The organism is Brevundimonas sp. (assembly GCF_046295595.1).
Lineage (GTDB): Bacteria > Pseudomonadota > Alphaproteobacteria > Caulobacterales > Caulobacteraceae > Brevundimonas.
This window is the reverse complement of the sequence record NZ_JBKBMX010000029.1, coordinates 1-25,024: the sequence shown is the minus strand read 5'-3', so window position 1 is coordinate 25,024 and position 25,024 is coordinate 1. Positions and strand designations below refer to the sequence as shown.

General features: G+C 68.1%; 26 protein-coding genes and 1 rRNA gene. 9 read left to right on the top strand and 18 right to left on the bottom strand.

All coding sequences use genetic code 11. The features are described from left to right. The 3 genes from ACK4JY_RS14415 to ACK4JY_RS14405 all read right to left on the bottom strand — a co-directional run. Positions 1-113, bottom strand: a 16S ribosomal RNA gene (locus ACK4JY_RS14415); the annotation flags it as partial. Positions 114-962: 849 nt separating this feature from the next. Next, complete coding sequence (locus ACK4JY_RS14410) at positions 963-1,391, bottom strand: CBS domain-containing protein (RefSeq protein ID WP_409606800.1); 429 nt, start codon at positions 1,389-1,391, stop codon at positions 963-965. Between the two features lie 48 nt (positions 1,392-1,439). Next, on the bottom strand, positions 1,440-2,150 hold the full coding sequence (locus ACK4JY_RS14405) for a rhomboid family intramembrane serine protease (protein WP_409606799.1): 711 nt from the start codon (positions 2,148-2,150) through the stop codon (positions 1,440-1,442). Between the two features lie 101 nt (positions 2,151-2,251). Here ACK4JY_RS14405 and hfaA point away from each other — a divergent pair, with 101 nt between their 5' ends. The 4 genes from hfaA to ACK4JY_RS14385 all read left to right on the top strand — a co-directional run bounded on the left by hfaA (position 2,252) and on the right by ACK4JY_RS14385 (position 7,885). Continuing rightward, complete coding sequence (gene hfaA / locus ACK4JY_RS14400) at positions 2,252-2,686, top strand: holdfast anchoring protein HfaA (protein ID WP_409606798.1); 435 nt, start codon at positions 2,252-2,254, stop codon at positions 2,684-2,686. After that, entirely contained in the window at positions 2,683-3,699 is a 1,017-nt protein-coding gene (gene hfaB, locus ACK4JY_RS14395) for a holdfast anchoring protein HfaB (RefSeq protein WP_409606797.1), read from the top strand. Before hfaA ends, hfaB begins: the two co-directional genes overlap by 4 nt. Then, a complete protein-coding gene (gene hfaD, locus ACK4JY_RS14390; protein ID WP_409606796.1) occupies positions 3,626-4,885 on the top strand; it encodes a holdfast anchor protein HfaD in 1,260 nt (419 codons plus the stop codon). The genes hfaB and hfaD overlap by 74 nt, the downstream gene beginning before the upstream one ends. Positions 4,886-5,023: 138 nt before the next feature. After that, a complete protein-coding gene (locus tag ACK4JY_RS14385) occupies positions 5,024-7,885 on the top strand; it encodes a M16 family metallopeptidase (RefSeq protein WP_409606795.1) in 2,862 nt (953 codons plus the stop codon). A gap of 128 nt (positions 7,886-8,013) precedes the next feature. Here the strand turns inward: ACK4JY_RS14385 and ACK4JY_RS14380 are convergent, their stop codons facing one another. Next, positions 8,014-8,880 carry a hypothetical protein gene (locus tag ACK4JY_RS14380; protein WP_409606794.1) on the bottom strand — a complete coding sequence of 289 codons (867 nt, stop codon included), beginning with the start codon at positions 8,878-8,880 and terminating at the stop codon, positions 8,014-8,016. A 158-nt stretch (positions 8,881-9,038) separates the two neighbouring features. On the opposite strand from ACK4JY_RS14380, the gene ACK4JY_RS14375 reads away from it, so the two are divergent. Then, complete coding sequence (locus ACK4JY_RS14375; protein WP_409606793.1) at positions 9,039-9,578, top strand: PAS domain-containing protein; 540 nt, start codon at positions 9,039-9,041, stop codon at positions 9,576-9,578. A gap of 103 nt (positions 9,579-9,681) precedes the next feature. Beyond that, positions 9,682-10,890: a cation:proton antiporter gene (locus ACK4JY_RS14370; protein ID WP_409606792.1), complete on the top strand. Its 1,209-nt coding sequence runs from the start codon at positions 9,682-9,684 to the stop codon at positions 10,888-10,890. On the opposite strand, the gene ACK4JY_RS14365 is transcribed toward ACK4JY_RS14370, so the two are convergent. Beyond that, the gene (locus ACK4JY_RS14365; RefSeq protein ID WP_409606791.1) at positions 10,887-11,417 is read right to left on the bottom strand and encodes a gamma carbonic anhydrase family protein; all 531 of its coding nucleotides are present in this window, start codon (positions 11,415-11,417) and stop codon (positions 10,887-10,889) included. The two genes, ACK4JY_RS14370 and ACK4JY_RS14365, sit on opposite strands and share 4 nt — an antisense overlap. 305 nt (positions 11,418-11,722) lie before the next feature. On the opposite strand from ACK4JY_RS14365, the gene ACK4JY_RS14360 reads away from it, so the two are divergent. Next, positions 11,723-12,514 carry a PhoH family protein gene (locus ACK4JY_RS14360; protein ID WP_409606802.1) on the top strand — a complete coding sequence of 264 codons (792 nt, stop codon included), beginning with the start codon at positions 11,723-11,725 and terminating at the stop codon, positions 12,512-12,514. 12 nt (positions 12,515-12,526) lie between these two features. On the opposite strand, the gene ACK4JY_RS14355 is transcribed toward ACK4JY_RS14360, so the two are convergent. Continuing rightward, complete coding sequence (locus ACK4JY_RS14355; RefSeq protein WP_409606790.1) at positions 12,527-13,789, bottom strand: cation:proton antiporter; 1,263 nt, start codon at positions 13,787-13,789, stop codon at positions 12,527-12,529. Between the two features lie 162 nt (positions 13,790-13,951). Here ACK4JY_RS14355 and lspA point away from each other — a divergent pair, with 162 nt between their 5' ends. Beyond that, positions 13,952-14,458, top strand: a complete 507-nt coding sequence (lspA, locus tag ACK4JY_RS14350) for a signal peptidase II (protein WP_409606789.1) — start codon at positions 13,952-13,954, stop codon at positions 14,456-14,458. Positions 14,459-14,519: 61 nt separating this feature from the next. Beyond that, positions 14,520-15,083: a DUF3035 domain-containing protein gene (locus ACK4JY_RS14345; protein ID WP_409606788.1), complete on the top strand. Its 564-nt coding sequence runs from the start codon at positions 14,520-14,522 to the stop codon at positions 15,081-15,083. A 12-nt stretch (positions 15,084-15,095) separates the two neighbouring features. Here the strand turns inward: ACK4JY_RS14345 and ACK4JY_RS14340 are convergent, their stop codons facing one another. The 12 genes from ACK4JY_RS14340 to ACK4JY_RS14285 form a co-directional block, all read right to left on the bottom strand. Next, a complete protein-coding gene (locus ACK4JY_RS14340) occupies positions 15,096-16,001 on the bottom strand; it encodes a DMT family transporter (protein ID WP_409606787.1) in 906 nt (301 codons plus the stop codon). Between the two features lie 122 nt (positions 16,002-16,123). Beyond that, positions 16,124-16,603 carry a single-stranded DNA-binding protein gene (gene ssb / locus ACK4JY_RS14335; RefSeq protein ID WP_409606801.1) on the bottom strand — a complete coding sequence of 160 codons (480 nt, stop codon included), beginning with the start codon at positions 16,601-16,603 and terminating at the stop codon, positions 16,124-16,126. 147 nt (positions 16,604-16,750) lie between these two features. Beyond that, positions 16,751-17,203 (bottom strand): hypothetical protein, encoded by a 453-nt coding sequence (locus ACK4JY_RS14330; protein WP_409606786.1) that lies wholly within the window; start codon positions 17,201-17,203, stop codon positions 16,751-16,753. Beyond that, positions 17,200-17,868, bottom strand: coding sequence for a hypothetical protein (locus ACK4JY_RS14325; RefSeq protein ID WP_409606785.1), 669 nt, complete (start codon positions 17,866-17,868; stop codon positions 17,200-17,202). Before ACK4JY_RS14325 ends, ACK4JY_RS14330 begins: the two co-directional genes overlap by 4 nt. A gap of 72 nt (positions 17,869-17,940) precedes the next feature. Beyond that, a complete protein-coding gene (locus ACK4JY_RS14320; RefSeq protein WP_409606784.1) occupies positions 17,941-20,697 on the bottom strand; it encodes a transcriptional regulator in 2,757 nt (918 codons plus the stop codon). Between the two features lie 266 nt (positions 20,698-20,963). Then, positions 20,964-21,797 carry a flagellin gene (locus tag ACK4JY_RS14315; RefSeq protein WP_409606783.1) on the bottom strand — a complete coding sequence of 278 codons (834 nt, stop codon included), beginning with the start codon at positions 21,795-21,797 and terminating at the stop codon, positions 20,964-20,966. A gap of 128 nt (positions 21,798-21,925) precedes the next feature. Continuing rightward, positions 21,926-22,213 (bottom strand): hypothetical protein, encoded by a 288-nt coding sequence (locus ACK4JY_RS14310; protein ID WP_409606782.1) that lies wholly within the window; start codon positions 22,211-22,213, stop codon positions 21,926-21,928. A gap of 91 nt (positions 22,214-22,304) precedes the next feature. After that, a complete protein-coding gene (locus tag ACK4JY_RS14305) occupies positions 22,305-23,147 on the bottom strand; it encodes a flagellin (RefSeq protein ID WP_409606781.1) in 843 nt (280 codons plus the stop codon). A 356-nt stretch (positions 23,148-23,503) separates the two neighbouring features. Next, positions 23,504-23,980: a hypothetical protein gene (locus ACK4JY_RS14300; protein WP_409606780.1), complete on the bottom strand. Its 477-nt coding sequence runs from the start codon at positions 23,978-23,980 to the stop codon at positions 23,504-23,506. Beyond that, the gene (locus tag ACK4JY_RS14295; protein WP_409606779.1) at positions 23,977-24,360 is read right to left on the bottom strand and encodes a M15 family metallopeptidase; all 384 of its coding nucleotides are present in this window, start codon (positions 24,358-24,360) and stop codon (positions 23,977-23,979) included. Before ACK4JY_RS14295 ends, ACK4JY_RS14300 begins: the two co-directional genes overlap by 4 nt. Beyond that, positions 24,360-24,632: a hypothetical protein gene (locus ACK4JY_RS14290; protein ID WP_409606778.1), complete on the bottom strand. Its 273-nt coding sequence runs from the start codon at positions 24,630-24,632 to the stop codon at positions 24,360-24,362. The genes ACK4JY_RS14295 and ACK4JY_RS14290 overlap by 1 nt, the downstream gene beginning before the upstream one ends. After that, a complete protein-coding gene (locus ACK4JY_RS14285) occupies positions 24,629-24,784 on the bottom strand; it encodes a hypothetical protein (RefSeq protein ID WP_409606777.1) in 156 nt (51 codons plus the stop codon). The genes ACK4JY_RS14290 and ACK4JY_RS14285 overlap by 4 nt, the downstream gene beginning before the upstream one ends. Between the last annotated feature and the right edge of the window lie 240 nt (positions 24,785-25,024).

The following is a 25,024-nucleotide window of genomic DNA, read 5'->3' as shown; positions in this document are numbered from 1 at the left end:
GTTCCCACGTGTTACTCACCCGTCCGCCACTAACCCCGAAGGGTCCGTTCGACTTGCATGTGTTAGGCCTGCCGCCAGCGTTCGCTCTGAGCCAGGATCAAACTCTCAGGTTGAGTTGACTATCTGACCTAAGCAGACCGACCCGAAGGCCGGTTGGCATTAGTTCTACGTATTCTTGACGAGATCCCACGAACGCCTCGGCCGAAGCCAAAACGTCATGGTGTCTTTTCAAAAAGACCGCAGTTGTCAGTGTCGAGACAATCTCTAGGATTGTCGCTAGGACACCGCCGCCTGCGTTTCTCTTTCCAGATCAACGATTTCAAAGACCAGGGAACCGTTTGAGCGGCCCCACCGTTTAGCGCCCGGTTGCGGCGGAGGCGGCGATGTAGTCGCCTCGCTTTCCCGTGTCAAGCGATCATTCCGAAGAACAATCTCTTTTCCGCGGCCCCGTCCGGAGACGAGGGAGGCGCTGTTTAGCGCCTCATTTTCCTGCGTCAAGTGGTTCTTTTTAAAGAAGAACCTCTGTCTGCAAACCACCCTGGTGGGGCGGCGGAGGCGGCTTCCTAAGGAAGGCCGTTCTCCGTGTCAACCGGGCTTTTCAGCCATTTTGCGGGGACTGAAATCCGGAGATTTCGGGCCGCAGAAAACCGTCTGGAAAGCCGAGAGGCTTGCCTCTGTTTCGTCCGACGATTCGATTGGAGCGCGGAAGCTAACCGAAACACCTCAAGGAAGCAACCCGCTGAAGCGACTTTCTTCCCGGGGAACCGTGGGAGACTTGCGTCCCCGCGGCCCCGGCGGCCGGCCCGTTTCCGAGCGAGGCGGCGATATACGCAGCGGCCATTTTGTTCGCAAGCCGATTCCGACAGTTTTGCGAAGTTTCTCGCGGAGTCGCGGTCACCGGACGCCGTGAGGCCTCGCGGAGCCCCGCAGCGACAGGCTCCGTATCCCCTCCCCGCTCCCGGTCAGCCTGCCGCTATATAGGTGCGCAGGGATTCGGCCTCCTGGGTGGCCTCGGCGATCTGGCATTTGACCACGTCGCCGATCGAGATCACCCCGGCGAGCCGGCCGTCCCTGAGCACGGGGAGGTGACGGATTCGCCGGTCCGTCATGCGCGACATCAGCACGGCCACGGTCTCCGCCGGCGCGGCGAAGACGATGTCGGCGGTCATGAAGTCGGACACCGGCTTCTCGAGCGCGGCCTTTCCGCCGCGGGAAATCGCCCGGACCACGTCGCGTTCCGACAGCACCCCCACGGCCCGGTCGCCGTCGCAGACGATCAGCGCGCCGACCTTCTGACGATCCAGCTCGCCGCAGGCCTCGCCGAGCCGCACATCCGGGCGGATGCTGAATACGGCGTCACCCTTGTCCTTGAGAATCTCGGCGACCAGCATCGCGGCTCCTCCTCTCTATATTTAGAGCGCGGCCGCGGATGGACCGCTTCAGGCCGAAGGGTCGCGCAGATCGGGCGGCGAATCAAATGACGTCCGCCGTGAACGGAACAGTTTGACCCACGGGCCGATCAGCAGCGCGCCCGCGACAAAGCCGAAAGCATGAGCCTCCCACGCCACGCGCGCGCCGCCCGCCCCGGGCACGAGGCCGATCAGTCCGCTCGCCAGGTTCACCAGCATCATGGCGGCGGCCATGCCGAGGAAGCGGCGATCGGTCAGGGGACGCAGCGTCCCGTTCCGGCGTCCCAGCACCCGAAAGGCGGCGCCCATCAGGCCGAACACGGCCGCCGAGGCGCCGCCGAGGGCGTCGTAGCTGGCGGCGTGGACAAGGGCGTAGCCAAAGGCGCCGGCCAGTCCGGTCACAATATAGAAGGTCAGAAAGCCGACCCCGCCGCGCGCGCCTGACATCAGGCGCGCGACCGGAGGGCCGAAGGCGAAGACGCCCAAGGCGTTCATCGCCACATGAGTCCAGTTGGCGTGGATGAACATGGAGGTGAACAGGCCGGTCCAGGCCTCGCCGCGCCACAGAGTCGCCGGCTGAAAGGCCAGCGACAGGCCGCCATCGGCAAGTCGCGTCTGGAACCAGAACAGAATCGGCAGGGAGGCGGCCAGAATCACCGCCACCGCGGGCGCCCTGAAGATCGGTTCGTGTGGCGGCTGGTCGGTCAGGGCGGGCTCCGGTCGATTCGGCGGTGAGGTCACTTAACAGCCAAGCCTGGCAAGCGGTTCTTAATAACCATGATCCAGATTGCGACGCGGGTTGGTTTCCAACCCCTAAACCATGTTCGCGTGCGGAGGTTCTCGTGACCGTCAGTCTGAAGGCCATCCCCGCCATTTTCGGCGCCGCCCTGCTCCTGGCGCCGTGCGCCGCGGCGGCCCAATCGGCCGGCTCTTCCAGCATGGGGACCTACCAGGCCGGCTATGGCGGTTCACGCTACACCACGGCCCGGCCGCAAACCGGCTCGACGCGCGACCAGAATGGCAACCGCCTGATCGTCGACGGCATCATCCAGTCCGGAGCCAACAGCTATTCCAGCGCCAGCGGCGGCGTTTCGTCCAGCTATTCCGGCGCGGGCGGCAGCGGCGGCACGGCCATCGGCGGCTCCACCGCCATCGGCAACAGCCTGAACGTCGTGGTTCAGGGCAACCACAACACCGTCGTCGTCAATTCCACCCAGATCAACAACGGCAACGTCAACGCCGGAACCAGCCTGAACGGCACCCTGAGGCTTCCATGATTCACGGTCAGACCGTTCGGCGACTCAAGACGATCGTCGCCGCGACAGCCATAGCGGCGCTCCTCGGCGGCTGCATATCCGCGTCCGCCGGTCCGCAGGGCATGTACGCGACCCCGATCGGCAATGCGCCGGTCACCGCCAACCCGACCCCCTACTCGGCCGCCCTGTACTGCATGGCCGACTACGCCCGCCGCTACGACCTGCCGTCGCCGCGAATCGCGGTCGGCCGGATCAGCGACTACACCGGCACGGTCTCGGCCGACGGCGGACGCCAGGTCACCGGCGGCGCCTCGCTGATGGCCATGAGCGCCCTCGCCAAGTCCGGGGCGCAGATCTACGAGCGCTACGACACCTCGGTGTCGGAGATGGAGCTGCGCTACGCCAACAACCGGCTGATCGGCGACCAGGGCCCCGGGGGCGTCGATGACGTGCAGTACCGCCGCATCCTCGCCGGCTCGGTGCCGGGCACGGATTTCTACATCATCGGCGGCATCACCGAGGTCAATTACAACATCCGCTCGGGCGGTTTCGACATCGCGGGCGGCCAGGCCGATACCGACACGCCGCTGTCGGCCGCCTTCGCCGGCAAGGCCTTTGTGATGAACATCGCCATCGACCTGCGGCTGATCCAGACCACCACCCTGCAGGTCGTCGATGTCGTCTCCTACCAGAAGCAGATCATCGGCCGGGAGATCTCGGCCGGGGTGTTCGACTTCCTGAACGGCAACGTCTTCGACATCTCCGCCGGAGAAGGCGGCCTCGAGCCGGTCCAGCTGGCCGTCCGCGCCCTGATCGAACGGGCCACGGTCGAATTCATGGCCAATCTGTACGGCGCGCCGGGCCCCGACGTCTGCCTCAGGGCCGGCCCGGACCCGCTCGGCGGCACCACCGGCCCCACGGGAGGCTATTATCCGGCCTACCCCAACACGGACACGAACAATGGCGAAACCCGCGCGGATCCGTCTCGCTGGCACGATAGCCGCGACGGCGCTGTGCGTCGCAGCCGCTACTGAGGCCACGGCGCAGACGCCGCCTCCCGAAGGCGGCGCCATCGTCCTGAACGGGCAGCTGTTCGAGGGCGACATCTTCGCGTCGCAGACGCTGAACGTCGTCGACGCGCAGGAGCAGGTCACGGTCAGCACCTCGGCCCAAGGCAACAGCACATCGGCCGCGGTCGAGAACGGATCGATCCCGGTTCAGTCGGACCAGGCCATGCAGGGCAGCGCGGTCGCGGCTACCGACATGACCTTCGGCGGCGACACCTATGGTCTCGTCACGGCCACCACCCAGGCCGGCGGCAACTATCTGGCGGTCAGCGCCTATGACGCCGACGCGACGGTGGATGCGACCCAGTCCAACACCGGGGCCCTGGTCAGCGCCACCTCGCAGCTGGGCGAGAACGACGCCCGCCTGCTGGGCGGGGCCGTGATCAACGCCTCGGCGATCTCGAACACGGTCGCCATGTACGGCGAGGGCTCATCGATCAGCGGGACGATCGACCAGTCGTCCTCGGCCACGGTGCGGGCCTACGACCGTATCGAGACCCAGTATATTCCGGCCGAGGCCAGCGTCTCCAGCCAGGCCATCGTCAACGCCATCGCCGTCAACAGCGGCCAGACCTCGGGCCAGAGCCTCGGCATCGTCCAGACCTCGAACGGCGATTACGTCGAGGCCGAGTCGAGCGCCAATGCGGGCAACGCCTGGGATCTGGCCGGACGGGCGCAGGCGGCCGCCAACCAGGCCGTACTGTATAACGAGGGCGGGTCGGTCGTGGTGGAGTCGAGCCAGGACAACAGCGCCTTCGTTCGCGCCGCGGCGACCACGACCGCCTATGACTACGGTCGGGCCGAGGCCCATGCGCAGGGCGCGGGCAACCAGCTGTCGGTCGGCAACAACGATATCTATGTCGAGATCGACAACAGCCAGTTCAACTCGGGCGGCGTCGACGTCACCGCCACCTTCTCGGGCACGAACGGCTATGACGCCTATGTCGGCGCCGACGCCGTGGGCAACAGCGTCACCGGCTACGCCTGCTCGGAGTGCGCCGGCTACCTCGAGGCCCGCAACAGCCAGACCAACAGCGGCGACGTCTCCGCCACGGCCAGTACGACAGTGGCGGGGTCAGGTCGCGCCGTGATCACCGGCGCCAATGCGACGGGGAACGCCGCCACCTTCCACGTTTCGCGGCCGGGAAATTAACTTTCTGTAACTTGAGCGCACTTCCGGTGGCCTCAAAGGTCGCCCGGGCGCCGGCGACGAGGCCGCGCGCCCGACAAATCTTGTCCGGCGCGGCCCCGATTCCGGAGCCCCCGCGCCTATCGGAAAGTCGCCCCGACCATGCGTACCCCCCATCGCCTGCTCCTTCTCGCCGCCGCGTCCCTGACGGTCCTGACGGCCGCGTCCCCGGCCTTGGCCCAGGCGCAGTCCCCGTCCGACCCATGGGCGCAGGCCGCCAGCGACATTCCCGCAGACCCCGCGGTCCGGTTCGGCGTCCTGCTCAACGGCATGCAGTACGCCATTCTGCGCAACGCCACGCCGCCGGGGCAGGCTTCGTTCCGGCTGCGGATCGACGCCGGTTCTCTGATGGAGAACGAGGACCAGCTCGGCCTCGCCCACTTCATGGAGCATATGGCCTTCAACGGAACGACCAACATTCCCGAGAACGAGCTGCTGCGCATTCTCGAGCGGCGCGGCCTCGCCTTCGGCGCGGACACCAACGCATCGACCGGCTTCGACGAGACGGTCTATATGCTGGAAATCCCGAACGCCGACGCCGGCACCGTCGATGACTCGCTCCGCATCCTGCGCGAGCAGATGTCCGAGGCCCTGATGGACCCCGAGGCCGTCGAGGCCGAACGCAATGTCATTGTCGGCGAGGAGCGTCTGCGCAACACGCCCGGCCTGCGCTCGATCAAGGCCCAGCTGGCGCTCTACGCGCCCGGCCAGCGCATCGCCAACCGTCTGCCGATCGGCGACCTCGAGATCATCCGCACGGCGCCGCGCGAGCGCTTCGTGGAATTCTATCAAGGCTACTACCGCCCCGAGCGGGCGACCTTCGTGGCCGTCGGCGATTTCGACGTCGATCAGATGGAGGCCAAGGTCCGGGCGGCCTTCGAAAGCTGGGAGGGCAAGGGTCCGGCCGGTCCCGAGCCGGATCTGGGAACCGTCGCCCCGCGCGGACCGGAAACGCGGATACTCGTCGAGCCGGGCGTGCAGTCGTCGATCGACCTCGGCTTCATCCGCAATCCCGATCGTGACCCCGACAGCGTCAGCGAGCGTCGCGACGACCTGTATCGCGGCCTCGGCGTCGCGGTCCTGAACCGTCGCCTTGGCGAGATGGCGCGCGCCGACAACCCGCCCTTCCTCGCCGCCAGCGGCGGCGAGTTCGAGCTCGCCGACAGCTTCGCCGCGGCCTCGGTCTCGGCCCAGTACAATGTCGGCGAATGGCGGCGCGCGCTCGAGGCGATCGAGCAGGAGCAGCGCCGCCTCGTCCAGTACGGCGTTTCCGACGCCGAACTTCAGCGCGAGATCACGGCGACCCGCACGGCGCTGGAGAACGCCGTTGCCAGCGCCGCGACGCGTCGGACGCCGTTGCTGGCCAACGCCCTCGCCGGGTCGGTCAACAGCAAGACGGTCTTCAATACCCCGCAGACCAGCCTCGACCTGTTCAACGCCTCGGTCGAAGGGCTGACAGCCGCGACCGTCAACCAGAGCCTGCCGCAGGTCTTCCAGGGCGAGGGGCCCATGGCTCTCGTGGTCTCCCCCGTTCCGATCGAGGGCGGCGAAGCGGCCGTAACCGCGGCGCTGGAAGCCTCGCGCGCGCAGCCCGTGACGCCTCCCGCGGCCCAAACCGAGCTGGACTGGCCCTATGAGACCTTCGGCACAGCCGGCGCCGTGGCGGACCAGCATGAAATCGCCGAACTCGACGCCACCGTGATCACCTTCGCCAACGGCGTCACCCTGACGGTCAAGCCGACCGCATTCCGGGACGAGCAGATCCTCGTGCGGGTCGACACCGGCATCGGCGAGCTGGGCCAGCCGACCGACCGGGCCTCGGTCGAAAGCCTCGGCGCAGGTCCGATCTTCACCGCCGGGGGTCTGGGCAAGCTGAGCGCGGACGAGATGAGCCGCGTCCTGAATGGCAGGGTCTATTCGGCCAACTTCAGCGCCAGCGACCGCTACAGCTTCACCGGCGCGACGCGACCCGCCGATCTGGCGCTGCAGATGCAGGTTCTCGCCGCCTATCTGACCGACCCCGGCCTGCGCCCCGCGCCGTTCCAGCGGCTTCAATCCGCCTACGGTCAGCAGCTTGAGCAGGCGCGGGCGACGCCGGGCGGCGCGTTCGCCGTCGACGGCGGCGCCCTGCTCAGCAACGGCGACGCCCGCGACGCGGTGCCCGGGGCCGATACGGTGGCCGGCTGGACGAACGACCAGCTCAAGGCCGAGATCACCAGCGGCCTCGCCAGCGGCCCGATCCACGTCACCGTGGTCGGCGACGTCACGGTGGAGGCCGCCATCGCCTCGGTCGCCTCCACCTTCGCGGCCCTGCCCCCGCGCGGACCCGAGGCGCAGCCCCTGCCCGGCTCGGACCAGAAGCGCTTCCCGGCGCCGACCGGCGAACCCATCGAACTGACCCACACGGGGCCGGCCGAACAGGCCCTGGCCATCGTTGCATGGCCGACCACCGACGCGGTCGATGACCGCACCGAGGCCCGCCAGCTCTCGGTACTCAGCCAGGTCCTGCGCCTGCGGGTGCTGGAGGAGATTCGCGAGAAACAGGCCCTCGCCTATTCTCCCGGCGTCGGCGCCCAGTCCTCGGACATCTTCCCCGACTACGGCTTCATGCTGGTGCAGGCGGAGACGGCGCGAAGCAGCATCCCGGCCTACTATGCGGCGGTGGAGACGATCGCGGCCTCTCTGCGAGACGCGCCCCCTGAGGCGGACGAGCTGAACCGGGCCCGCCTTCCGGCCATCGAGCGCCTGCGTCTCAGCCAGGCGACCAACGAATACTGGCTGAGCCAACTGGCGGATGTCGCCGAGGACCCGGCGCAAGTCACGCAGACGGTCAACCACATCGCCGTGCTCGAGGCCGTCACGCCGGAGGACATCCAACGCCTGGCGCGGAAATATCTGACCGATGCGACGGCGGTGAAAATCCAGGTGGTTTCGGCCAACCCGGAAGCGGCTCCCGCCGAATAGCGACAAAAGAAGCCCCGATCCTTGCGGATCGGGGCCAGTCGCTTCTCAGGATCGTCGACAGAGCCGACGATGGACATCCTACCGGGCGCGCGGTGACGCCCGGCTGAACGCCGCTGCTCAGGTCCGCGTCAGAAAACCCGGCCGCCGACCCCGCCGTCCAGGGTCATGGACGCGCCCGACACGGCGACGCCGGTCTGCTCGATCACTTCCTCGCGGTACTCGGTATAGGTTTCCTCCCGCACCATGGTCAGGATCTTGATCCCGGCGCCGTAGCGCCGCAGCAGGGAGCGCTCGTTGCAGTCGCGCTCGGCCTTCTGGGTGCGACATTCGAGCCGGCCGCCGCGGCCGTGCCACAGGGCCTGACCCTTGCGGCAGTCCATCGTCTGACCCTCGCCAAACTCGCTGTCGCCGGTGTACTCGGCCCACGAATATTGCAGCCAGGTTCCGGACAGGCAGCGATACAGTTCGCCCTCATAGTCGCCGTGGACGTCACGGTCGGGGCGCACCTGCGAGGCCGGGTGCGGCACATTCCGATCGTCGATGCAGAAGGCGCGGATGACGACCCGCTTCTCCCACCGCCGGCGCGCCTCATACGGCACCCGGATGGTTTCCCGCACCCGCGCGCCTTCGACGGTCAGGCCGTTGATGGTGGTCGGATAGGGCTGGTCAACCGTAACGTAGGCGGAACCGCCGCCCGAGACCCAGGTGCTGCCGCCGGCGCGGGCGTTGATGCCGGCCCGGCTGCGCGCGCTGGCGTCGGCGCTGGCGCCGGCGTTGACGTTCACATTGACGTTGATATTGCCGCCGCCGCCACAGCAAGGGGGGGGCGGCGGCTGCTGGCAGCACGGCGGCGGCGGCGGCGGGGGAGGCGGCGGCGGGGGCGGCTCGCAGCACGGCGGCGGCGGCGGCGGGCAAACCGGTCCGCATTGCGCAGAGGCGGCGCCGGCGACAGCCGTCACGACGACAAAGGTCGCCACGGCCGGGGTCCAATTCATGATCCGCACCCGCATGGGCCGACCTCCAAGATCAAAACGTCCGCGGCCCGTGCAACAGGCGAGCCGCTCCAGCCCTCATCTCAACCGCAAAAGCCTTTCGTTTCCGTTGCGATTCGCCCGGCCCGCTCCTTGCGGCCGACCGGTCAGAGGACAAGGCGATGTTTCACCCTGATACGCAGTTCCTGATCGACCACTGGACGTCCCTGGCCGGGCGGACCGATTCGCGCGGCGGGATTCCCGACCGCTCGGCCGTCGAGCCGCAGGTCCTCGGCCTGCGCCTGCCGCGCGCCTTCATGGCACGTCGTGCGGGCGAGGACGCCGTCATTCGGCTGGCCGGCAGCTGGATCGAGGGCTTCCATGGCGAGGCCCTCAAGGACCAATCCCTGCTGTCGCTTTGGCGCGCGGCCTCCCGGCCGCTGGTGTCCACGGCGTTGATCCAGACCGTTCGCGAAGGCCGGCCGGTGGTGATCGTCGCCCTCGCCGGCGCCATCGAGGCCCAGATCGAGATTGCCCTGCTGCCGCTGCGCGGTCCGTCCGGCGAGCCGGACAGGTTGCTGGGGCTCTACGCCCCCGCCGCGACCCTGACCCTGGCGACGGACGAGGCGCGACTGCTGACCGCGCGGGTTTCGATCGGCGTCGGCGAGGCCGCACGGGCGCCGCTCTGCCTCGCCGCCGTGCATGGCCGCCGCATCGCCTGACTGAGCGCCGTTACACGAAGTCAGGCCCCAATGAGGGCTGCGGACTTCCCCGGTCTCGCCGGCCGTGCATAGCTTTGCGGTCACCCTCTGGCCCGGAACGCCCATGCATATGACCACCACCGAGGTCTTCCTGATCGCCATGCTGATCATTTTCAGCGTGCCGTATCTCGTCTGGCGCGTCTTCAGGACGGACTATTGGGCTCCGCTCGTCGTGGTGCAGATCATCGGCGGCATCCTGCTGGGTCCGGGCGTGATTGGGGCCGCCTTCCCCGACTATTACGCCTTCGTCTTCAGCCCCGAGGTGGTCACCGCCCTGAACGGCATCGCCTGGTGGGCGGTGATGATCTTCGTCTGGATCGCCGGCATCGAGCTTGACCTCAAACAGGCCTGGAGGCACCGGGGCGAGACCGGCGTGACCGCGGGTCTGGCCCTGACCGTTCCGCTCGCTTTCGGCGCCTTGGCCGCCATCGCCATGCTGGCGACAAGCCCGGGCTGGGCCGGCCCGGCGGGCCAGACCTGGCAGGTCGTGCTGGGCATCGGCATGGCCTGCGCCGTCACCGCCCTGCCGATCCTCGTCCTCCTTATGGAGAAGCTGGATATCCTGCGTCAGCCGCTCGGCCAGCGCGTGCTGCGCTACGCCAGTCTCGACGACATCGCCATCTGGGGCGTGCTGGCGCTCATCCTGCTGGACTGGGAGCGGATCGGCCGCCAAGGCGCCTTCCTCGTCGGCTTCGCCGCCGCGACCCTCGCCATCCGCATGATCATGCGGCGCATCCCGCAAAGCGACCGCTGGTACGTCTCGCTGATCTGGCTGGCCGCCTGCGGCCTGGCCGCGGACTGGGCCGGCCTGCATTTCATGGTCGGCGCCTTCCTGTCGGGGGCGGTGCTGGATTCGGAGTGGTTCGACCAGAAGCAGATGGACCAGTTCCGCCACCACATCCTGCTGGCGGTCATGCCCGTCTTCTTCCTCTCCACCGGCCTGCGCACCCAGTGGGACGTCGGCGGCCTCATGGTGTTCGGCGCGGCCGCCCTGCTGCTGGTCGCCTCGGTCGCCGGCAAGCTGCTGGGTATCCAGATCGCCGGCCGAATTCTTAAATGGGACAGGGGTGAGGCGTCGATCATCGGCTGGCTGCTGCAGACCAAGGCCCTGATCATGATCATCTTCGCCAACATCCTGCTCGACAAGCAGATCATCACCAATGAGACCTTCACCGCCCTGCTGCTGATGGCGCTGGCCTCGACCATGCTGACCATTCCCGTCGTGGCGCCGGCGCTGAAACGGCTGGCGGGCTTGCGGACGAAGGGGAGCTAGCCCACCGGGGTCAGGTCGCGGACATAGCGTTTCCAGTTTTGCACATAGTGGGCGGCCGACGCCTTCAACGCCTCAATCTGCCCGGGCTCCAGCTGCCGCACCACCCTGCCCGGCTGGCCCATGACCAGCGAGCCGTCGGGAATCACCTTGCCTTCGGTTATCAGGGTGTTGGCGCCGATCAGGCAGTTCTTCCCGATCCTCGCCCGTCCCAGAACCACTGAGCCGATGCCGACCAAGGTGTTGTCGCCGATCTCGCAGCTGTGCAGCATGACCATATGCCCGACCGTGACCCCGTCGCCGATGGTCAGCGGCTCGCCGGGATCGGAATGCAGGACGCTGCCGTCCTGGATATTGGTGTCGCGCCCGATTGTGATGGGATCGTTGTCGCCGCGGAGCGTTGCGCCGAACCAGACGCTGGCGCCCGACCTCAGAATCACGTCCCCTATCAGGGTTGCGGTCGGCGCCAACCAGTATTCGCCCTCGGGCGGAAGCTGCGGTTTCTTGTCATCGAGACAGTAAACATTCATCACAACACCGTCATTTCTAAACAAAACGAGGGCTTTAAGCTCTCGTAAACCACGCTAGCATCATAGTGCAGATGCGATTCGAGGCCGTCATTTCGGCCCCGGATGCGAAGCCGGATCAAGCCCGGTCCGGTCAAATCGAGGAGGACGCGCGTGACGCGTTCCGGTCGGCGGGCCTTCCCGCTGGAAGTCCAGTCCCTGCAAAGGGGACCTTCCTCCGACCCGGGCGGGTGCGTGGCATCCTCCGTCTCTCTCCTCCCCACCGTCGTTCGAGGCGATGCTTTTGCGGCATCGCCTTTTTTCATGCCCTGGAGGCGTCCATGACCAAGCGTGCGGCAATCAAGCGTCAGACCCGCGACATGTCCCGTGAACACGGGGTTCTGGATTCACGGCAGTTCATGGAGGACGCCAAGGTGCGGCGTCTCCCGACCCAGGCCGGCTGGTCACCCTATCCCTCCAACGACGATCGCGAACAGGCCTATCTGAAGACGCTGAAGCCAAAGTCGGAAGGTCAGGCCGAACTGATGACGGCCATCGACAACCACAACATGGTTCTGGCCCTCGGCCCCGCAGGCACCGGCAAGACCTATCTGGCCGTCGCCAAGGCCGTCGAGGCGCTCGAGGCCGGCAAGGTCGGACGCATCGTCCTGTCGCGCCCCGCGGTCGAGGCGGGGGAATCGATCGGTTTCCTGCCGGGCGACATGGAAGATAAACTCGCTCCGTATCTGCGGCCGCTGTACGACGCCCTGTCGGACCGGCTCAGCATGAAGCGGGTCAAGGCGCTGATGGCCGAGGGGCTGATCGAGATCGCGCCCATTGGCTATATGCGCGGCCGCACCCTGAACAACGCCTTCATCGTCGTCGACGAGGCCCAGAACTGCACCTATGTGCAGCTCAAGATGCTGCTGACACGGCTGGGCTGGCACTCGACCATGGTGGTGACGGGCGATCCGCAGCAATCCGACCTGCTGCCCGGCATCTCGGGGCTGTCGGACATCGCCCTGCGGCTGGAGCCGGTGCCGAACATCGCCGTGGTCACCCTGGCCGAGCAGGACATTGTCCGCCATCCGCTGGTGGCCAGCATGATCGGGGTGCTCTGACCCCGGGCGGGATCAGGCCGTCGCGGGATTCGGCGCGGCGGCCTCTTCCTTCGCCAGGGCGATGCCCTCCGGCGAGCCGCTCGCCGGTGGCCGCGGTCGCGCGCCGATCCGGTCGATAAAGGCGAAGACGAACGGGTTGAGCGTGATCGAGAGCAGGGCCGCGGCCAGGATCAGGTCGTGCGTCCCCTGCGTCATACCGCCAAGGCTGACGCTCAGCGCGGCGAGAATGAAGGAGAACTCGCCGATCTGGGCCAGCGCCGCCGCGACCGTCAGGCTGGTCGCCCGGTCCAGCTTGAACGCCGTGGTGATGGCGAGCGCGGCGATCGACTTGCCGACGATGACGATGCCCAGGACCCCCAGCACGGCCAGCGGCTCGCGCAGCAGGATCGACGGGTCGAACAGCATCCCCACCGAGACGAAGAACAGCACGGCGAAGGCGTCGCGCAGCGGCAGCGACCGCTCGGCCGCATTGTGCCCCAGCGGCGAGCTGTTCAGCACCAGGCCGGCGAGGAAGGCCCCAAGGGCGAACGAGTGGAACAGCTGATAGGCCAGCCAGGCGATGCCGAGGGCGATGGCCAGCACCCCGAGGGTGAACAGCTCGCGTGACCGGGTGTGGGCGATCTTGATCAGCAGCCACGGCAGCACCCGCGTCCCGACCACCAGCATGAAGGCGACGAAGCCCGCCACCTTCAGCAGGGTCCAGCTGATCGACTGCGCCAGCATCAACGGCGTCGCCGCCTCCTCCCCCCCGGCCCCGGCCACCAGCAGCGGCAGGATGACGAGAGCCAGAACGATGACCAGGTCCTCGACGATCAGCCAGCCCATGGCGATCCGCCCGACCTCGGCCTTGACCTCCCGGCGTTCCTCGAGCGCGCGCAGCAGCACCACGGTCGAGGCCACCGACAGGGCGAAGCCCATCAGCACGGCTTCGAGGTTGTCCATCCCCAACAGCCGGCCCAGCCCCCAACCCAGCCCTGTCGCCACGGCGATCTGCACCAGGGCGCCGGGGACGGCGATCTTGCGCACCTTCATCAGGTCGGCGAGCGAGAAATGCAGTCCGACGCCGAACATCAGCAGAATGACCCCGACCTCGGCCAGCTGCGGCGCCAGCTCGGTGTCGGCGACGAAGCCGATCGTGTAAGGCCCGACCATGACCCCCGCCACCAGATAGCCGACCAGCGGCGACAGCTTCAGCCGGTTGGCCAGCATCCCGAACACGAACGCCAGCACGAAACCGCCGACCAGGGTCAGAATCAGGTTGTCGGCATGCGGCATCGGCGCTCCTTCGGCGGGCGGGGCTTCGGTTGGGAAGCGTCACATTTGCGGTCTGCAACGCCCCGGCGCAACCTTGGATGCCGCAGGCGATGCGGCACGATTGCCCCTTCGCGTGCGCCGCGCGGACTGCTAACCGGACGGCCTCACATTTCAGCGACCCGAATGAAAATCCCACGCATCGCCCTGGCCGCCTACGGCTTCGCCTTTCTCATCGTCGTTATCGACCAGCTGACCAAAGCCTGGGTGATGTCCAGCCTCGATCTGCGGGAGGCGGGCCGCGTCCTGGTCCTGCCGCCGATCTTCAACCTGACCTGGGTCGAGAACCGCGGGGTCAGCTTCGGCCTGTTCGGCGATGGCTCGGCCCGCTGGATGCTCAGCGCCTTTTCCGTCGTGGTGGCGGGCGTGCTGGCATGGTGGGCGCTCAAGGCCGACCGTCGCCTGTTGATCAGCGCCATCGGCCTGATCATGGGCGGAGCGATCGGCAACGTCATCGACCGCATCCGTTTCGGCTTCGTCGTCGACTTCCTCGACTTCTCCGGCACGGGCGTATTTCCGTGGGTGTTCAACATCGCCGACAGCGCCATCACCGTTGGGGTGGTCCTGCTGATCCTCGACAGTGTGCTGTCTGAAAGGGCCGCCAAGGTTGGCGTGGCCGCCGAAAAGTCGTAATCAGCCGCTTCCTTCAAGGGACTTTGCGCGCGCCTGCCGGCGCGACCAGCCGAGATTGATCATGCGCCTTACCCGTTCCGCCGTCCTGACCCTCGCCGCCTCGGCCCTCGTGCTGGGCGGGTGCGGGAGCGTGGGCAAATCGATCGGTCTGGCCAAGGTGACGCCCGACGAATTCCTGACCGTATCCACCGCCCCCCTGACCGTGCCGCCGGAATACGGCCTGCGCCCGCCGGCTCCCGGCCAGCCGCGCCCGCAGGAGCTGGCCCCTGAATCCGCCGCCCGTCAGATCCTGCTGGGCCAGCGTCAGGCCGTGACCCGGTCGCCCGGCGAGCAGGTCCTGGTGGCCCAGGCCGGTGGCGACCGCGCCGATCCCCTCGCCCGCTATGTCATCGACGACGAGTTCGGCGATCTGGCGCACAAGGAAGAGGGCTGGGCCAACCGCATCCTGTTCTGGCGCGGGGACGACGCCGCCAGCCAGGCGCCGACCACGACCCAGACCGCCGCCGGCGCCGTCACCATCGACGCGGCCAGCGAATACGCGCGGCTGCAGGCGCTGACCGGCGGTCAGACCGGCATCGTCATCGCCCCGCGTCAGGACACCGGCTTCAAGCTGCCGGGCCTCTAGGCCTCTCCGCGATCACGCTTTCGCCGCCCCGGCCCTGAGGCCGCGCTCCGCCAGCGCCACCACCCCGACACCGGCGATCGTCAGTCCGGCGCCGGCGAGGATCTGCGTCGTGAGCACGTCGCCCATGAACAGCCAGCCGATCAGGATCGAAACCACCGGCGTGGCCAGCAGATAGGGCGTCACCCGCCCGGCCTCACGCTTCTGGACCAGCCAGAAGACCATGGTGGTGGCCAGCACCGACGACACCAGCCCGGCCCAGATCACGCAGGCCCACACCAGCGGCGTCGCCTGCTGCATGGCCTCCCACTGGCCGCGCTCGAAAAAGGCCGAGGCGAAGGCGAGACTGGGCAGCGCCGTCAGCGCCAGCAGGCCCTGCATCTTGAGCGGCGGGATCGAGGTCGTCCGGCGCGCCACCACGGTGGTGATAGCCCAGGCGGCGCTGGCCGCGACGCCGACGAGGATGGCCTTCCAGTCGGCGATGGCGTGCGGGTCCAGCGTCATCCAGGCCACGCCCAGGAAGGCGACGCCCATGCCGATCAGGGCGGCGCGCGATATCCGCTCGCGCAGCAGCAGGAAGGCGAACAGGGCGGTGAACGGCACCCATAGCTGTGTCGCGACCGACACCGGACTGACGTCGCGGGCCAGCCAGAACGCCAGATAGATCAGCCCGTAGTGCAGCGGCCCGCCCACGCCGACGATGATCAGCAGGCTCTTCCAGTTGGGAAACGGCGGTCGCACGAACGGGATCAGGCAGACGGCGGCCACCCCGAACCGCAGCGCCCCGGTCAGCAGCGGCGGCAGGCTCTCTGTCGCCAGCTTGGCCGCGGCGTTGTTGACGCCCCAGATCACCACCACGGCCACGATGGCGGCGATCTCGATGAGGGACAGCGGGCTGTGGGGTTTGTCGGGCGTGATCACCCCGGTGGATTAGCTTGGCGGGGGGTGCGAAGCGAGAACACCGGCCGACACTTTGCATTTCCAAATGTGGCCCGGACGCAAACGGCGCGAACCGTCACCGTCCGGGCCAAGCCGGAATCCGATCAGAACGGAATGTCGTCGTTCAGATCGTAGCTTTCCTTGGGTCCGCTGGGCTTGTTGGCCCCGCCGGTCGAGAAACCCGACGAATAGTCGTCGTCGCCGCCGCCACGCGAAGCGCCGCCGCCGCTGTCGGCGCGGCCGCCCAGCATGGTCAGTTCGCCGCGGAATTTCTGCAGCACGATCTCGGTGGTGTATTTCTCGACGCCGTTTTGCTCGTATTTGCGGGTCTGCAGCGAGCCCTCGATGTAAACCGTCGAGCCCTTCTTCAGATAGTTCTCGGCCACCTTGACGATGTTCTCGTTGAAGATGACCACGCGATGCCACTCGGTCTTCTCCTTGCGCTCGCCGGTGGCCTTGTCGCGCCACTGCTCCGAGGTCGCGAGCGACAGATTGGCGACCCGCTCGCCCGAATTGAGGGTGCGGATCTCCGGGTCCTTGCCCAGGTTGCCGACCAGAATGACCTTGTTGACGCTGCCAGCCATCATCGAATCCTTTTTATGGGCCCCTCGTGCTTCGCACTGTCCGGGCCGGTTGTTCGTGGGCCCCGGAGCGGCTTGACGCCGTCGGGGCCGTTTTCGTTTCGCGGCCGCAATCTAGCTGACTACGGCGCGATGTTCCAGATTTGTTCTCTATTGTCCCGCAGCGGGGGCAGGCGGCGTTTCGACCGGCGCAGCGACGCCGACCGGGCGACCGGACGCATCGCGCGAGATGGCGCCGGGCACCGCGAGACGGCCGTCGCCGGTCCGGGCCAGGGCGATGAAGCGCGAACCTTCCAGCGACTTGCCGATCCACACGCCCTCGCGGTCGATGAAGATGTAGCTGCCCTGATAGGCCCCGGTGATGTCCTGACGACTTCCGCCCTGACGCAGGAACCGTAGCCGCATCTCTTCGAGGCGGGCCGCGCAGTGTTCGATCTGGGGCTGGTCTTCGGCCAGTTTGTTGAAGGCCGGCGGCCCGCCGGCCTCGTCGACTTCCACGGCGAAACAGACGCCCGGATCGAATGGCGCCTCGACGGCGCTGCTGCAGGCGGTAAGGGACAGGGCGAGGGCGGCGGCCGCCATCGGGAGGGAAACGCGGGTCATCCACGCAGCTCCGGGAACTGGCAGCCGCGATCCTGTTCGACCAGGGTGCGGAAGCGGTTGTTGTCAGCCGACTGTTCAACGCGGCGGGGCACCAGACGCAGGGTCGTATTGCCCCAACGGCCGTACAGGGCGTCGCCCGGCCGTACGCAGGTGCCGGAGTAGAGCGCCTGAACGCAGGCGTTCAGGCTCATGTTCTGCGACAGGGAGCGCCAGTCGGAGCCCGTATGACGCAGGCATTGGGCGCCCGCGGCGGCCTGGGCCTGAGGCGGCGCGGAGGCGCCCGGCTCCGGCGTCTCGAGCGTGGGCAGAGGCCCGGCGTCGACCATCTCAACAGGCGGCTCGATGATCGGGGCGGCCGGCAAGGCCACCAAGGCGCCGGTCTCGTCGACGCCCACGTCCAGGGCGTCCGTGGCCACGCCGTTGCGGCGCGCGCAATCGACCAGGGTGGCCATGCCGACGAACTGGCCGTCAACATAACAGCGCAGCTCGCGGGTCGTATTCAGTTCCGGGGCGTCGGCGACTGCGACCGTGAGCCCGCCCTGGGCGGCGGGCGGCGGGCCCGCATCCCGGTCACGCCCGCCGGAGAAGATCAGGGCGATCACCACCGCCGCGACGACCGCGAGGCCGGCGCCGATGGCGATGAAGATGCGGTTGTTCTGGGGCATGGAAGGCTCGCGCGGCTGGGGAGTCCAATAACCCCGCCGGGCCATGCCGCGTCAACGAACTTCGGCGCCCGCCTAGCCGGTTAGTCGGTCCAGGGCGGCCTGATAATTGGCCAGCTGGTTGGTCAGATAGGCTGGAACCGGGCCGCTGGCGGCGGCCGCCGTCGCGGTTGCGGGATCGAGCGCCCGGTAGGCGTCACGCACCGCCTTCATCGCGGCCTGCAGCCGCTCGCCGGCGGTCTTCCGCGCCGCGGGATCGGCGAGATTGAGGGCTCCGGGCAGGTCGACGCCAAAGGTCTTGCGCACGTCGTCGCCGCTGGAGGCGCCGATGAATCCCGATGACAGCCCCAACCCGGCCAGGGCGTCGCGTCCGGTCTCGCCCGGGGTGAGGACCGCGCCGGCCTTGCCGTCGCGGGCCATGATCGACAGCCTCTGGAAGCCGCCCGTGGTGGTGGTGATCTCGCCGTCCTTGCCCGTGACCGAGCCGCCTTCCGACGCCACGGTCACTTTCAGCGCGCCGTTCGAGGCGATCTCGATCTTGCGCGCCAGCGTGGCGAGCGTGTCCTTGGCGGCGATGGTCACCGGCACCGACCGGCCGCCGTCGGCGGGGCTGACGTAGAAGCGGTCGCCGACCCGCAGCGAGGTGGCGTCGACCAGCCGTTTCGAATCGCTCTGGTCGATCTCCCCTTGGGGGAAGCCCAGCCGGTCCAGCACGCTGGCCCCGTCTGTCGCAACCGCCAGGGTCATCGGCCGGGCCTGATCGCCGTCGCCGGACCAGGTCCGCTCGTATTCGACCGCGCCGCTGAGCGGATCGAGACGGACCAGATAGGCCTTCGTCGGGTCGGTCTCGTCCGCCGCCGGATCGCGGTCAGCGACGCCGGTGATCCAGACCTTGCCGTCGTGGATCTTGACGTCGGCGGCGCTGTCTTCACCAGCCCCGCCATACCATGTCATCCGGTCGCCCGCCGCCGGGGTCAGGTCGGCGGACAGGGCGGCGACGAAAACGTCCTTGCCGCCGGAGTGGGCCGTGGTTTCCGTCCCGGCCGTCAGACCGCTGTCGCGGCTCGTGCCGGTCAGGATGACCTTGCCGCCCGACACCGACACGCCGGCGATGTCGCCGCTGATGGCGCCGAGATCCCGGGTCGAAGCGAGGGTCGGCGCCCCGTCCGCGTCGAGCGTGAAGCGGCGCACGACGGCGCGGCCGTTCTCGACGCCGGCCGTATAGAGGTTCGAACCGTCGATCGTCATGGCGTCGACGCTGTCGTCGCTGGCGGTTCCGAACTGGGTGGTCGCCGTCGCCTTCGAGACGATACCGGCGGTCGGATAGGGTTCCCCGGCCTTAAAGGCCTGGACATAGCCGTCCCAGCCGCCGACCGCCACGCCGCCGGTCACGGCCGATTTGGCGCGCCCGCCGATATAGACCGTCCCGTCGGCCCCGAAGCTGACCGACGTGGCCTCGTCGGCGGCGCGGGCGCCGCGTCGCTGGGTCCAGACCTCCTGACCGTCCTTGTCGAACACGGTGACGAAGCTGTCCGCGACGTCGGCCACCACGCCGGTCTTTCCGGCGTCCGTCGAACTGGTGTTGAGCGCCCCGGTGACCGATCCGGCGACCGCGACCTGACCATTGGCGTCAATGGCGATGGCGTAGCCGCCGGCGGTCGAGGCGGCGCCGAGGGTGCGTGTGGCTACCAGCCGGCCGGCCGGATCGTATTTCATCAGGGCGACGTCCTGCACGCCCTTGATCGGCTGGCTGTCCGGACCCGCCGTGACATCGGCGACGATCCACAACGAGCCATCCGGACCGACCGCGCTGGCGCGGACCGTCTCGACGCCGTCCGGCAGGGCGTCCTGCGACAGGCGGCCCTCGACCCAGTGGGTCTCGCCGATGCCCGCCGCGGTCGGGGCCGTCGCGGCGCCGCCGTCGCTCTGGAATTTCAGCAGCTGCCCGCCGCCAGCGGCGCCAGAGGACTGCACGACATAGACCGCGTCGGAGGTCTCGGCCGCGGTGAAGCCGACGGTCTCGGTCGAGGAGCCGCGGATGACGAGGGCCCACTTGTCGGGGCTGGCCGGCAGGGTCACGGTCTTGCCATTGACCTGCAGGGTCCGTGGCTCGGCCTTGACCTGCTCGCGGCCGAAACGGGTCTCGACGCCGGCGGCCTCGAGCTGGGTGTTGATGTGGCTCACGACATTGTCGAGCGTCCGGGGAGTCGCTCCCATGTCGGCGAGGTCGATCGGCACCGCCTCGGTTGCGAAGTCCGACACACCCACCGGCGTCTTGATGGTGATGCTGAAGCGGACGTCGCCCTGGAAGGCGGCGACGGGCGTGGCGATCGATCCCTCGTGGATCGGGCCGATGACCGCCCGGGCGCTGTCCCGCGGCACCGCCGCCGTGGTCTTGCTTATGGCCTTGGTCGTGCCCTGAACCATGCGGACGTCGTCGAACTCCGACGCGGACAGCCACGAGCCGATCTCGCCCAGACCGGAACTGAAGCGCTTGGTCAACTGCGTCAGCTCAAGGTTGCTGACACCCTTGGTGGCGGACCGGTTGACGAGGGCGTTCAGGCTGCTGAGGCCCTGATACAGGGCGAACAGTTTGCGGTAGTCGGCTGACGCCGACTTCACGTCCAGCTGGGCGGCGTCTTCATTGATCAGCTTTCGCCCGCCAAGGGCCGCACGGACCAGTGCGTCGGGCTCCGGCGCCACGGCATTGGGCGACCATGGCGGCGTGGGCTGTTTGCGGGCGGCTTGGGCCAGGGCGGCGGACGTGGCCGAGCTGAACGCCGTGGTGGCGGTCCCGCCGAACAAACCCAGAAGATAGCCGTTGTTGATCACACCGCGCTCCCGCCTGCAGTATCCCCGTTCGGGCGTAACGAGGTCTTAACGTCCGCCCGCGGAACGACTCCGGGCGCGACTCAGGGAACAATGGCTGGCGGCGGATGTTTGAGGTTCGCCGTGGAAGCAGGAGACGTGCCGCATGTCTGCCTTCGTCGAAACCTTGAGATCCTTCCTCGCCCTGTACGGGTTTGGACATCGCGGCCACCGGCGGCGGCCCGCGCCGGTTTACATCGGCCGCTCGGGAGCCGGCCGGGGCTGAAAACCTAGCCTTGGAACAGCGACAGAATGATCTGCGGCGCCTGGTTGGCGATCGAGAGGGACTGGGCCCCCAGTTGCTGCTGCACCTGCAGGGCCTGAAGTCGCGCGCTTTCCTTGGCCAGATCGGCGTCGACCAGATTGCCGATCCCCGATTCCAGCGTGTCCACCAGCTTGCTGACGAAGCTGTTGTGGGCCTCGATCTGCTTGGCCTGGGCGCCGATCGCGCCGAGTGAGGCGTTCAACTGGGTGATTGAGTCGTCCAGGCGATCGAGGGCTTGGGTCGCGCCGGACAGGGTCAGCAGGGTGTCCGAGGCGGACAGCTCGATGATCGCCCCGCCCAGGCTGAGATCCTTGGCGGTCAGCGTCACGAACGAAGAGGCGTCGGCATTGGCGAGGAAGGTGATCCCGTCCGACAGCGAGCCGTTGAGGATATTGCCCCCGTCGAAGGCCGCATTCTCGACCGCCGAGCCGACCGCCTTCATCAGCGCCTGGAAGTCGGCGTTCAGCAGCTCGCGCGCCTGGGTCTTCAGCGAAGAGTCCTTCGCGGCGACGACCTTTTCCTTGAGCTGGTTCAGCAGGTCGGAGACCGATTCGCCGGCCGAGAGAGCCACGTCGGCGATCGAGGTCGCCCGGTCGAGGCTTTGTTTGACAGCGCTCAACGCGCCCACATCGGCCCGCTGCTGCTGGGCGATGGCCCAGATGGCGGCGTTGTCCTTGGCGCCCTGGACCTTCAGTCCGGTCGAAATCCGGCTCTGCACGTCGCCGAGGCGCTCATTGGTGCGCGTCAGATTCTGCAGCGCGATCGCGGCGGAAGTATTGGTATGGACGCTGTTCGTCATCCGACTCGGCCTTTCAGGTTTGGCCAAGGCTATGAGAACAACCGTGCACACATGGTTAACGCTCGCTAACCACGCATTTTAACCGCGCGGATCGCTCCTGCGCGGCGGTTCGGATGGTGCGGTCCGCGTCAGGCCTTGGTGTTGATCACCGAGCCGGCGCGGTACCGGTCCGCCTGCATCAGGTCGACGACCTGCTCCAGCGGCAACTGTTTGACGACCTCGCCGGTGACCCGGTCCAGCGTCTTGTAGATAAATGAGCCGGACTGCGGCCCTTCCTCGATCACCAGTCGGTAGCGGGCGGCGCGCTCGGCGGCCTGCGTGAAGGGCGAGTCGTGAAAGTCGCCGCTCGCGGTGGATGCGGCGGCGGGCTGGACGGCGACGGCGCCAGTCGGATCTATCCTCGCATTGTTCTGCATCGCTCCTTCCGCCGGCGATCAGCCGGCGTCTCCGTATGACGGCGCGGATCGGTCGGGCGGAGCCGTGAGGCCCCGCCCTTCCGGTCGATCCTTAGCGGAACAGTCCGAGCAGCATCGAGGTGGAGGAGTTGGCGATCGACAGGGCCTGCACGCCAAGCTGTTGCTTGGTTTGCAGCGCTTGCAGTCGGGCGCTTTCCTTGGCCAGATCGGCGTCCACCAGGTTGCCGATGCCGGATTCCAGGGTGTCCTGGAGTTTGCCGACGAAGTTCAGGTGGGTGCCGAGCGACTTCGATCCGGTGCCCAGGCGAGCCAGGGCGGCGGAGACGTTGTCGATCGAGGTGTTCACATCACCCAGAGCCGCGGTGGCAGCAGACGCCGTATCGATCGCGGCGGCAGCCCCGAGCGTGACGATGCTGCCCGAGAGGCTCATGTCTTCGTCGTCGATGGTGATCACGCCGGTGGTGGCGTCACCCGAGGTGTTGGCCAGCGCCTTGAAGCCGCCGGTCAGCGTACCGTCGAGCAGGTTGAGGCCGTTGAACGTCGCGTTGTCCACCACCGTGGTGATCTGGTCACGGATGGAGGTGAAGTCTTCGTTCAGGGCGTCGCGCGCAGCCGTGTTCAGCGAGGTGTCCGTCGCGGCCAGGGCCTTTTCCTTCATCTGCAGGAGCAGATCGGAAATGCTCTCGCCGGCGGCCAGGCTGACGTCCACGGCCGACTGGCCACGGTTCAGGCTGTCCTTGACAGAGTTCAGAGCACCCATTTCGGCGCGTTGCCCCTGGGCGATAGCCCAGATAGCCCCGTTGTCCTTGGCCGAGGAGATGTTCTTGCCGGTGCTGATGCGGTTTTGAACCGTGCCCAGATCCTTGTTGGTGACCTGGAGGTTCTGAAGGGCGATCATTGCGCCCACGTTCGTGTTAACGCTGTTCAGCGCCATGACGATAGTCCTTTTTTCAAGGTGTCCGACGCCATTTTGGCAGCCGGGAGCATTTTGCTCGGAGCGGTACGCAGCAAGGACGGGACCAGTTGCCGATCCGTCATGCCACCGCCCCTTCCATTGATTTTGCTGCGTTAGTTTCTGTTAAGCACATCGCTCGCCCGGCACTATCTGCCGGGAGCCCGGCAGATATTGCCGGATCGACCGGCAGATTGCGCCGGGCGCCTCACGGGACCGACCCGGCGCGCCAACGGTCCTGAAGCGCCCGCTCGGCCAAAAGCGTCTCGACCGCCAGCGCGCGAGCGGCCTCGCATTCCGCCAGGCGCAGGCCGCGGACCGTGTAGGCGATCTCGAAATCAGCTAGGGTCGCTCCTTCCGGCAACCGCTCCAGCCGGCACGGCGTGGCCGCCGCCGCCGGTAGCGTCAGCCGCGGCGTCGGGGCAGACGGCCGGGGCGATGCGGCACAGCTCGCGATCATGGCCAGCAAGGCGAGCGGCGCGAGCCGGTTCCAGGGGTTGTTCGGCGTCATCAGCGTTCCTCGCTTCAGCCCCGGCCCGCGTCGTGGCGCGACCGAGCTCCATGGCCTGTTGGTGATGGGTCTCGACACGGCGTTGCTGGGCGACGGCGCCTTCGCTCTCGAGCCGGCGGGCGTCAGCCTCCGCTTCGGCGGCGGCGGCGCGGGTTTCCGCCGCCTCGAGCCGGCGACCGGCCCGATCAAACGGGTCCCAGCGAAAGCCGAGCCCCTGAACCAGCAGCATGAACACGACGGCCACGGCCAGCGCCGCGAGGACCCAGCCCGCCGGCTTCAGCAGCGACAGAGCGAGCGGCTTCACGGGAACACCTTCCGGTCGAGTTCGAAATGCGGACCGTCGCGCAGCGTCGGCCAAGCGCCGCCCCAGACGATGGCCGTGCCCTGCCTCGCGGCCGCGGCCTTGAAGGCGGCGGCGATGCGCGGATACAGCGGCCAGTCCCAGCGCACCTGGCCGTCGATCAGCGCGGCGACGTCGATGGCATGGCCGGTCAGGTGACGCGAATGGCGGGTCCGGCTGGCCCCGGCCCGGACGAGGGCGGCCTGACGTTGCGGCGTGCGCAGGCCCTCGGTCACCATGAAGTCGACCGGACTCAGCGCCACGGCCTCGCGCGCGAGGGCGACCAGACGCGGATGGACGCCCTCAAGCCGCCGCATCGACCGTTCGGACAGACGGTACCCCATCACCGCCCCTCCCCGCCCGGCCGGAGCGTGCGCAGGCTGGCGATCAGTTGCTGCGCCGTCGGGGCCACCAGATAGAGGATCATCGTCAGCGCCAGCAGCGCCATCAGACCCTTCGCCAGCGACAGCGCCGCCTCCGGCGGGGTCTGGGCGATCAGGCGATCCAGCAACAGCCAGGCGCCGCCGCTGGTGGCGAAAACATAAAGCCGCCGCCACAGCCAGCGCCCCTCCGCCAGCGGCGACGGCGCGACGGAGTGTTCGACCGGCCCGCTCATCGGTCGTCCTCCCGCTCGTCGACAGGGCGGCCGCCATGCGGCCGATCGGCGCCGGCCTGGGCATGGAGGTCGTCCTCCGACAACCGCCAGGGCGAGTCCCAGGCCTCGAGGTCGAGCAGGGCCAGTTCGGGGTCATTGCGATACCGGGACATGGCGCTCATCCCTCCGCGATCAGCCAGACGCGTCCGTTCGCGCCCGACCCGCCAAGGCCGCCGGCCGTCACGCCCCCGCCTCCGCCGCCGCCGCCGGCGCCGGCCGAACCGCCGGAGCCGCCGTCATGACCGCCCCCTGCAGCTGCGCCTCCGCCACCGCCGCCGCCGCCGCCCGCCCAATGCAGGGCCGGCTGGGGCGAGCCCTGCCCCGGCCCGTCCGGGGCTCCGGAGCCGCCCGGG

Coding starts and splice junctions, on each gene's coding strand:
- ACK4JY_RS14410 (WP_409606800.1), bottom strand. CDS start 1,391: ATGCTGGTCGCCGAGATTCTCAAGGACAAGGGTGACGCCGTATTCAGC.
- hfaB (WP_409606797.1), top strand. CDS start 2,683: ATGATTCACGGTCAGACCGTTCGGCGACTCAAGACGATCGTCGCCGCG.
- hfaD (WP_409606796.1), top strand. CDS start 3,626: ATGGCGAAACCCGCGCGGATCCGTCTCGCTGGCACGATAGCCGCGACG.
- ACK4JY_RS14385 (WP_409606795.1), top strand. CDS start 5,024: ATGCGTACCCCCCATCGCCTGCTCCTTCTCGCCGCCGCGTCCCTGACG.
- ACK4JY_RS14380 (WP_409606794.1), bottom strand. CDS start 8,880: ATGAATTGGACCCCGGCCGTGGCGACCTTTGTCGTCGTGACGGCTGTC.
- ACK4JY_RS14375 (WP_409606793.1), top strand. CDS start 9,039: ATGTTTCACCCTGATACGCAGTTCCTGATCGACCACTGGACGTCCCTG.
- ACK4JY_RS14370 (WP_409606792.1), top strand. CDS start 9,682: ATGCATATGACCACCACCGAGGTCTTCCTGATCGCCATGCTGATCATT.
- ACK4JY_RS14365 (WP_409606791.1), bottom strand. CDS start 11,417: ATGAATGTTTACTGTCTCGATGACAAGAAACCGCAGCTTCCGCCCGAG.
- ACK4JY_RS14355 (WP_409606790.1), bottom strand. CDS start 13,789: ATGCCGCATGCCGACAACCTGATTCTGACCCTGGTCGGCGGTTTCGTG.
- lspA (WP_409606789.1), top strand. CDS start 13,952: ATGAAAATCCCACGCATCGCCCTGGCCGCCTACGGCTTCGCCTTTCTC.
- ACK4JY_RS14345 (WP_409606788.1), top strand. CDS start 14,520: ATGCGCCTTACCCGTTCCGCCGTCCTGACCCTCGCCGCCTCGGCCCTC.
- ssb (WP_409606801.1), bottom strand. CDS start 16,603: ATGGCTGGCAGCGTCAACAAGGTCATTCTGGTCGGCAACCTGGGCAAG.
- ACK4JY_RS14330 (WP_409606786.1), bottom strand. CDS start 17,203: ATGACCCGCGTTTCCCTCCCGATGGCGGCCGCCGCCCTCGCCCTGTCC.
- ACK4JY_RS14325 (WP_409606785.1), bottom strand. CDS start 17,868: ATGCCCCAGAACAACCGCATCTTCATCGCCATCGGCGCCGGCCTCGCG.
- ACK4JY_RS14315 (WP_409606783.1), bottom strand. CDS start 21,797: ATGACGAACAGCGTCCATACCAATACTTCCGCCGCGATCGCGCTGCAG.
- ACK4JY_RS14310 (WP_409606782.1), bottom strand. CDS start 22,213: ATGCAGAACAATGCGAGGATAGATCCGACTGGCGCCGTCGCCGTCCAG.
- ACK4JY_RS14305 (WP_409606781.1), bottom strand. CDS start 23,147: ATGGCGCTGAACAGCGTTAACACGAACGTGGGCGCAATGATCGCCCTT.
- ACK4JY_RS14295 (WP_409606779.1), bottom strand. CDS start 24,360: ATGGGGTACCGTCTGTCCGAACGGTCGATGCGGCGGCTTGAGGGCGTC.
- ACK4JY_RS14290 (WP_409606778.1), bottom strand. CDS start 24,632: ATGAGCGGGCCGGTCGAACACTCCGTCGCGCCGTCGCCGCTGGCGGAG.
- ACK4JY_RS14285 (WP_409606777.1), bottom strand. CDS start 24,784: ATGTCCCGGTATCGCAATGACCCCGAACTGGCCCTGCTCGACCTCGAG.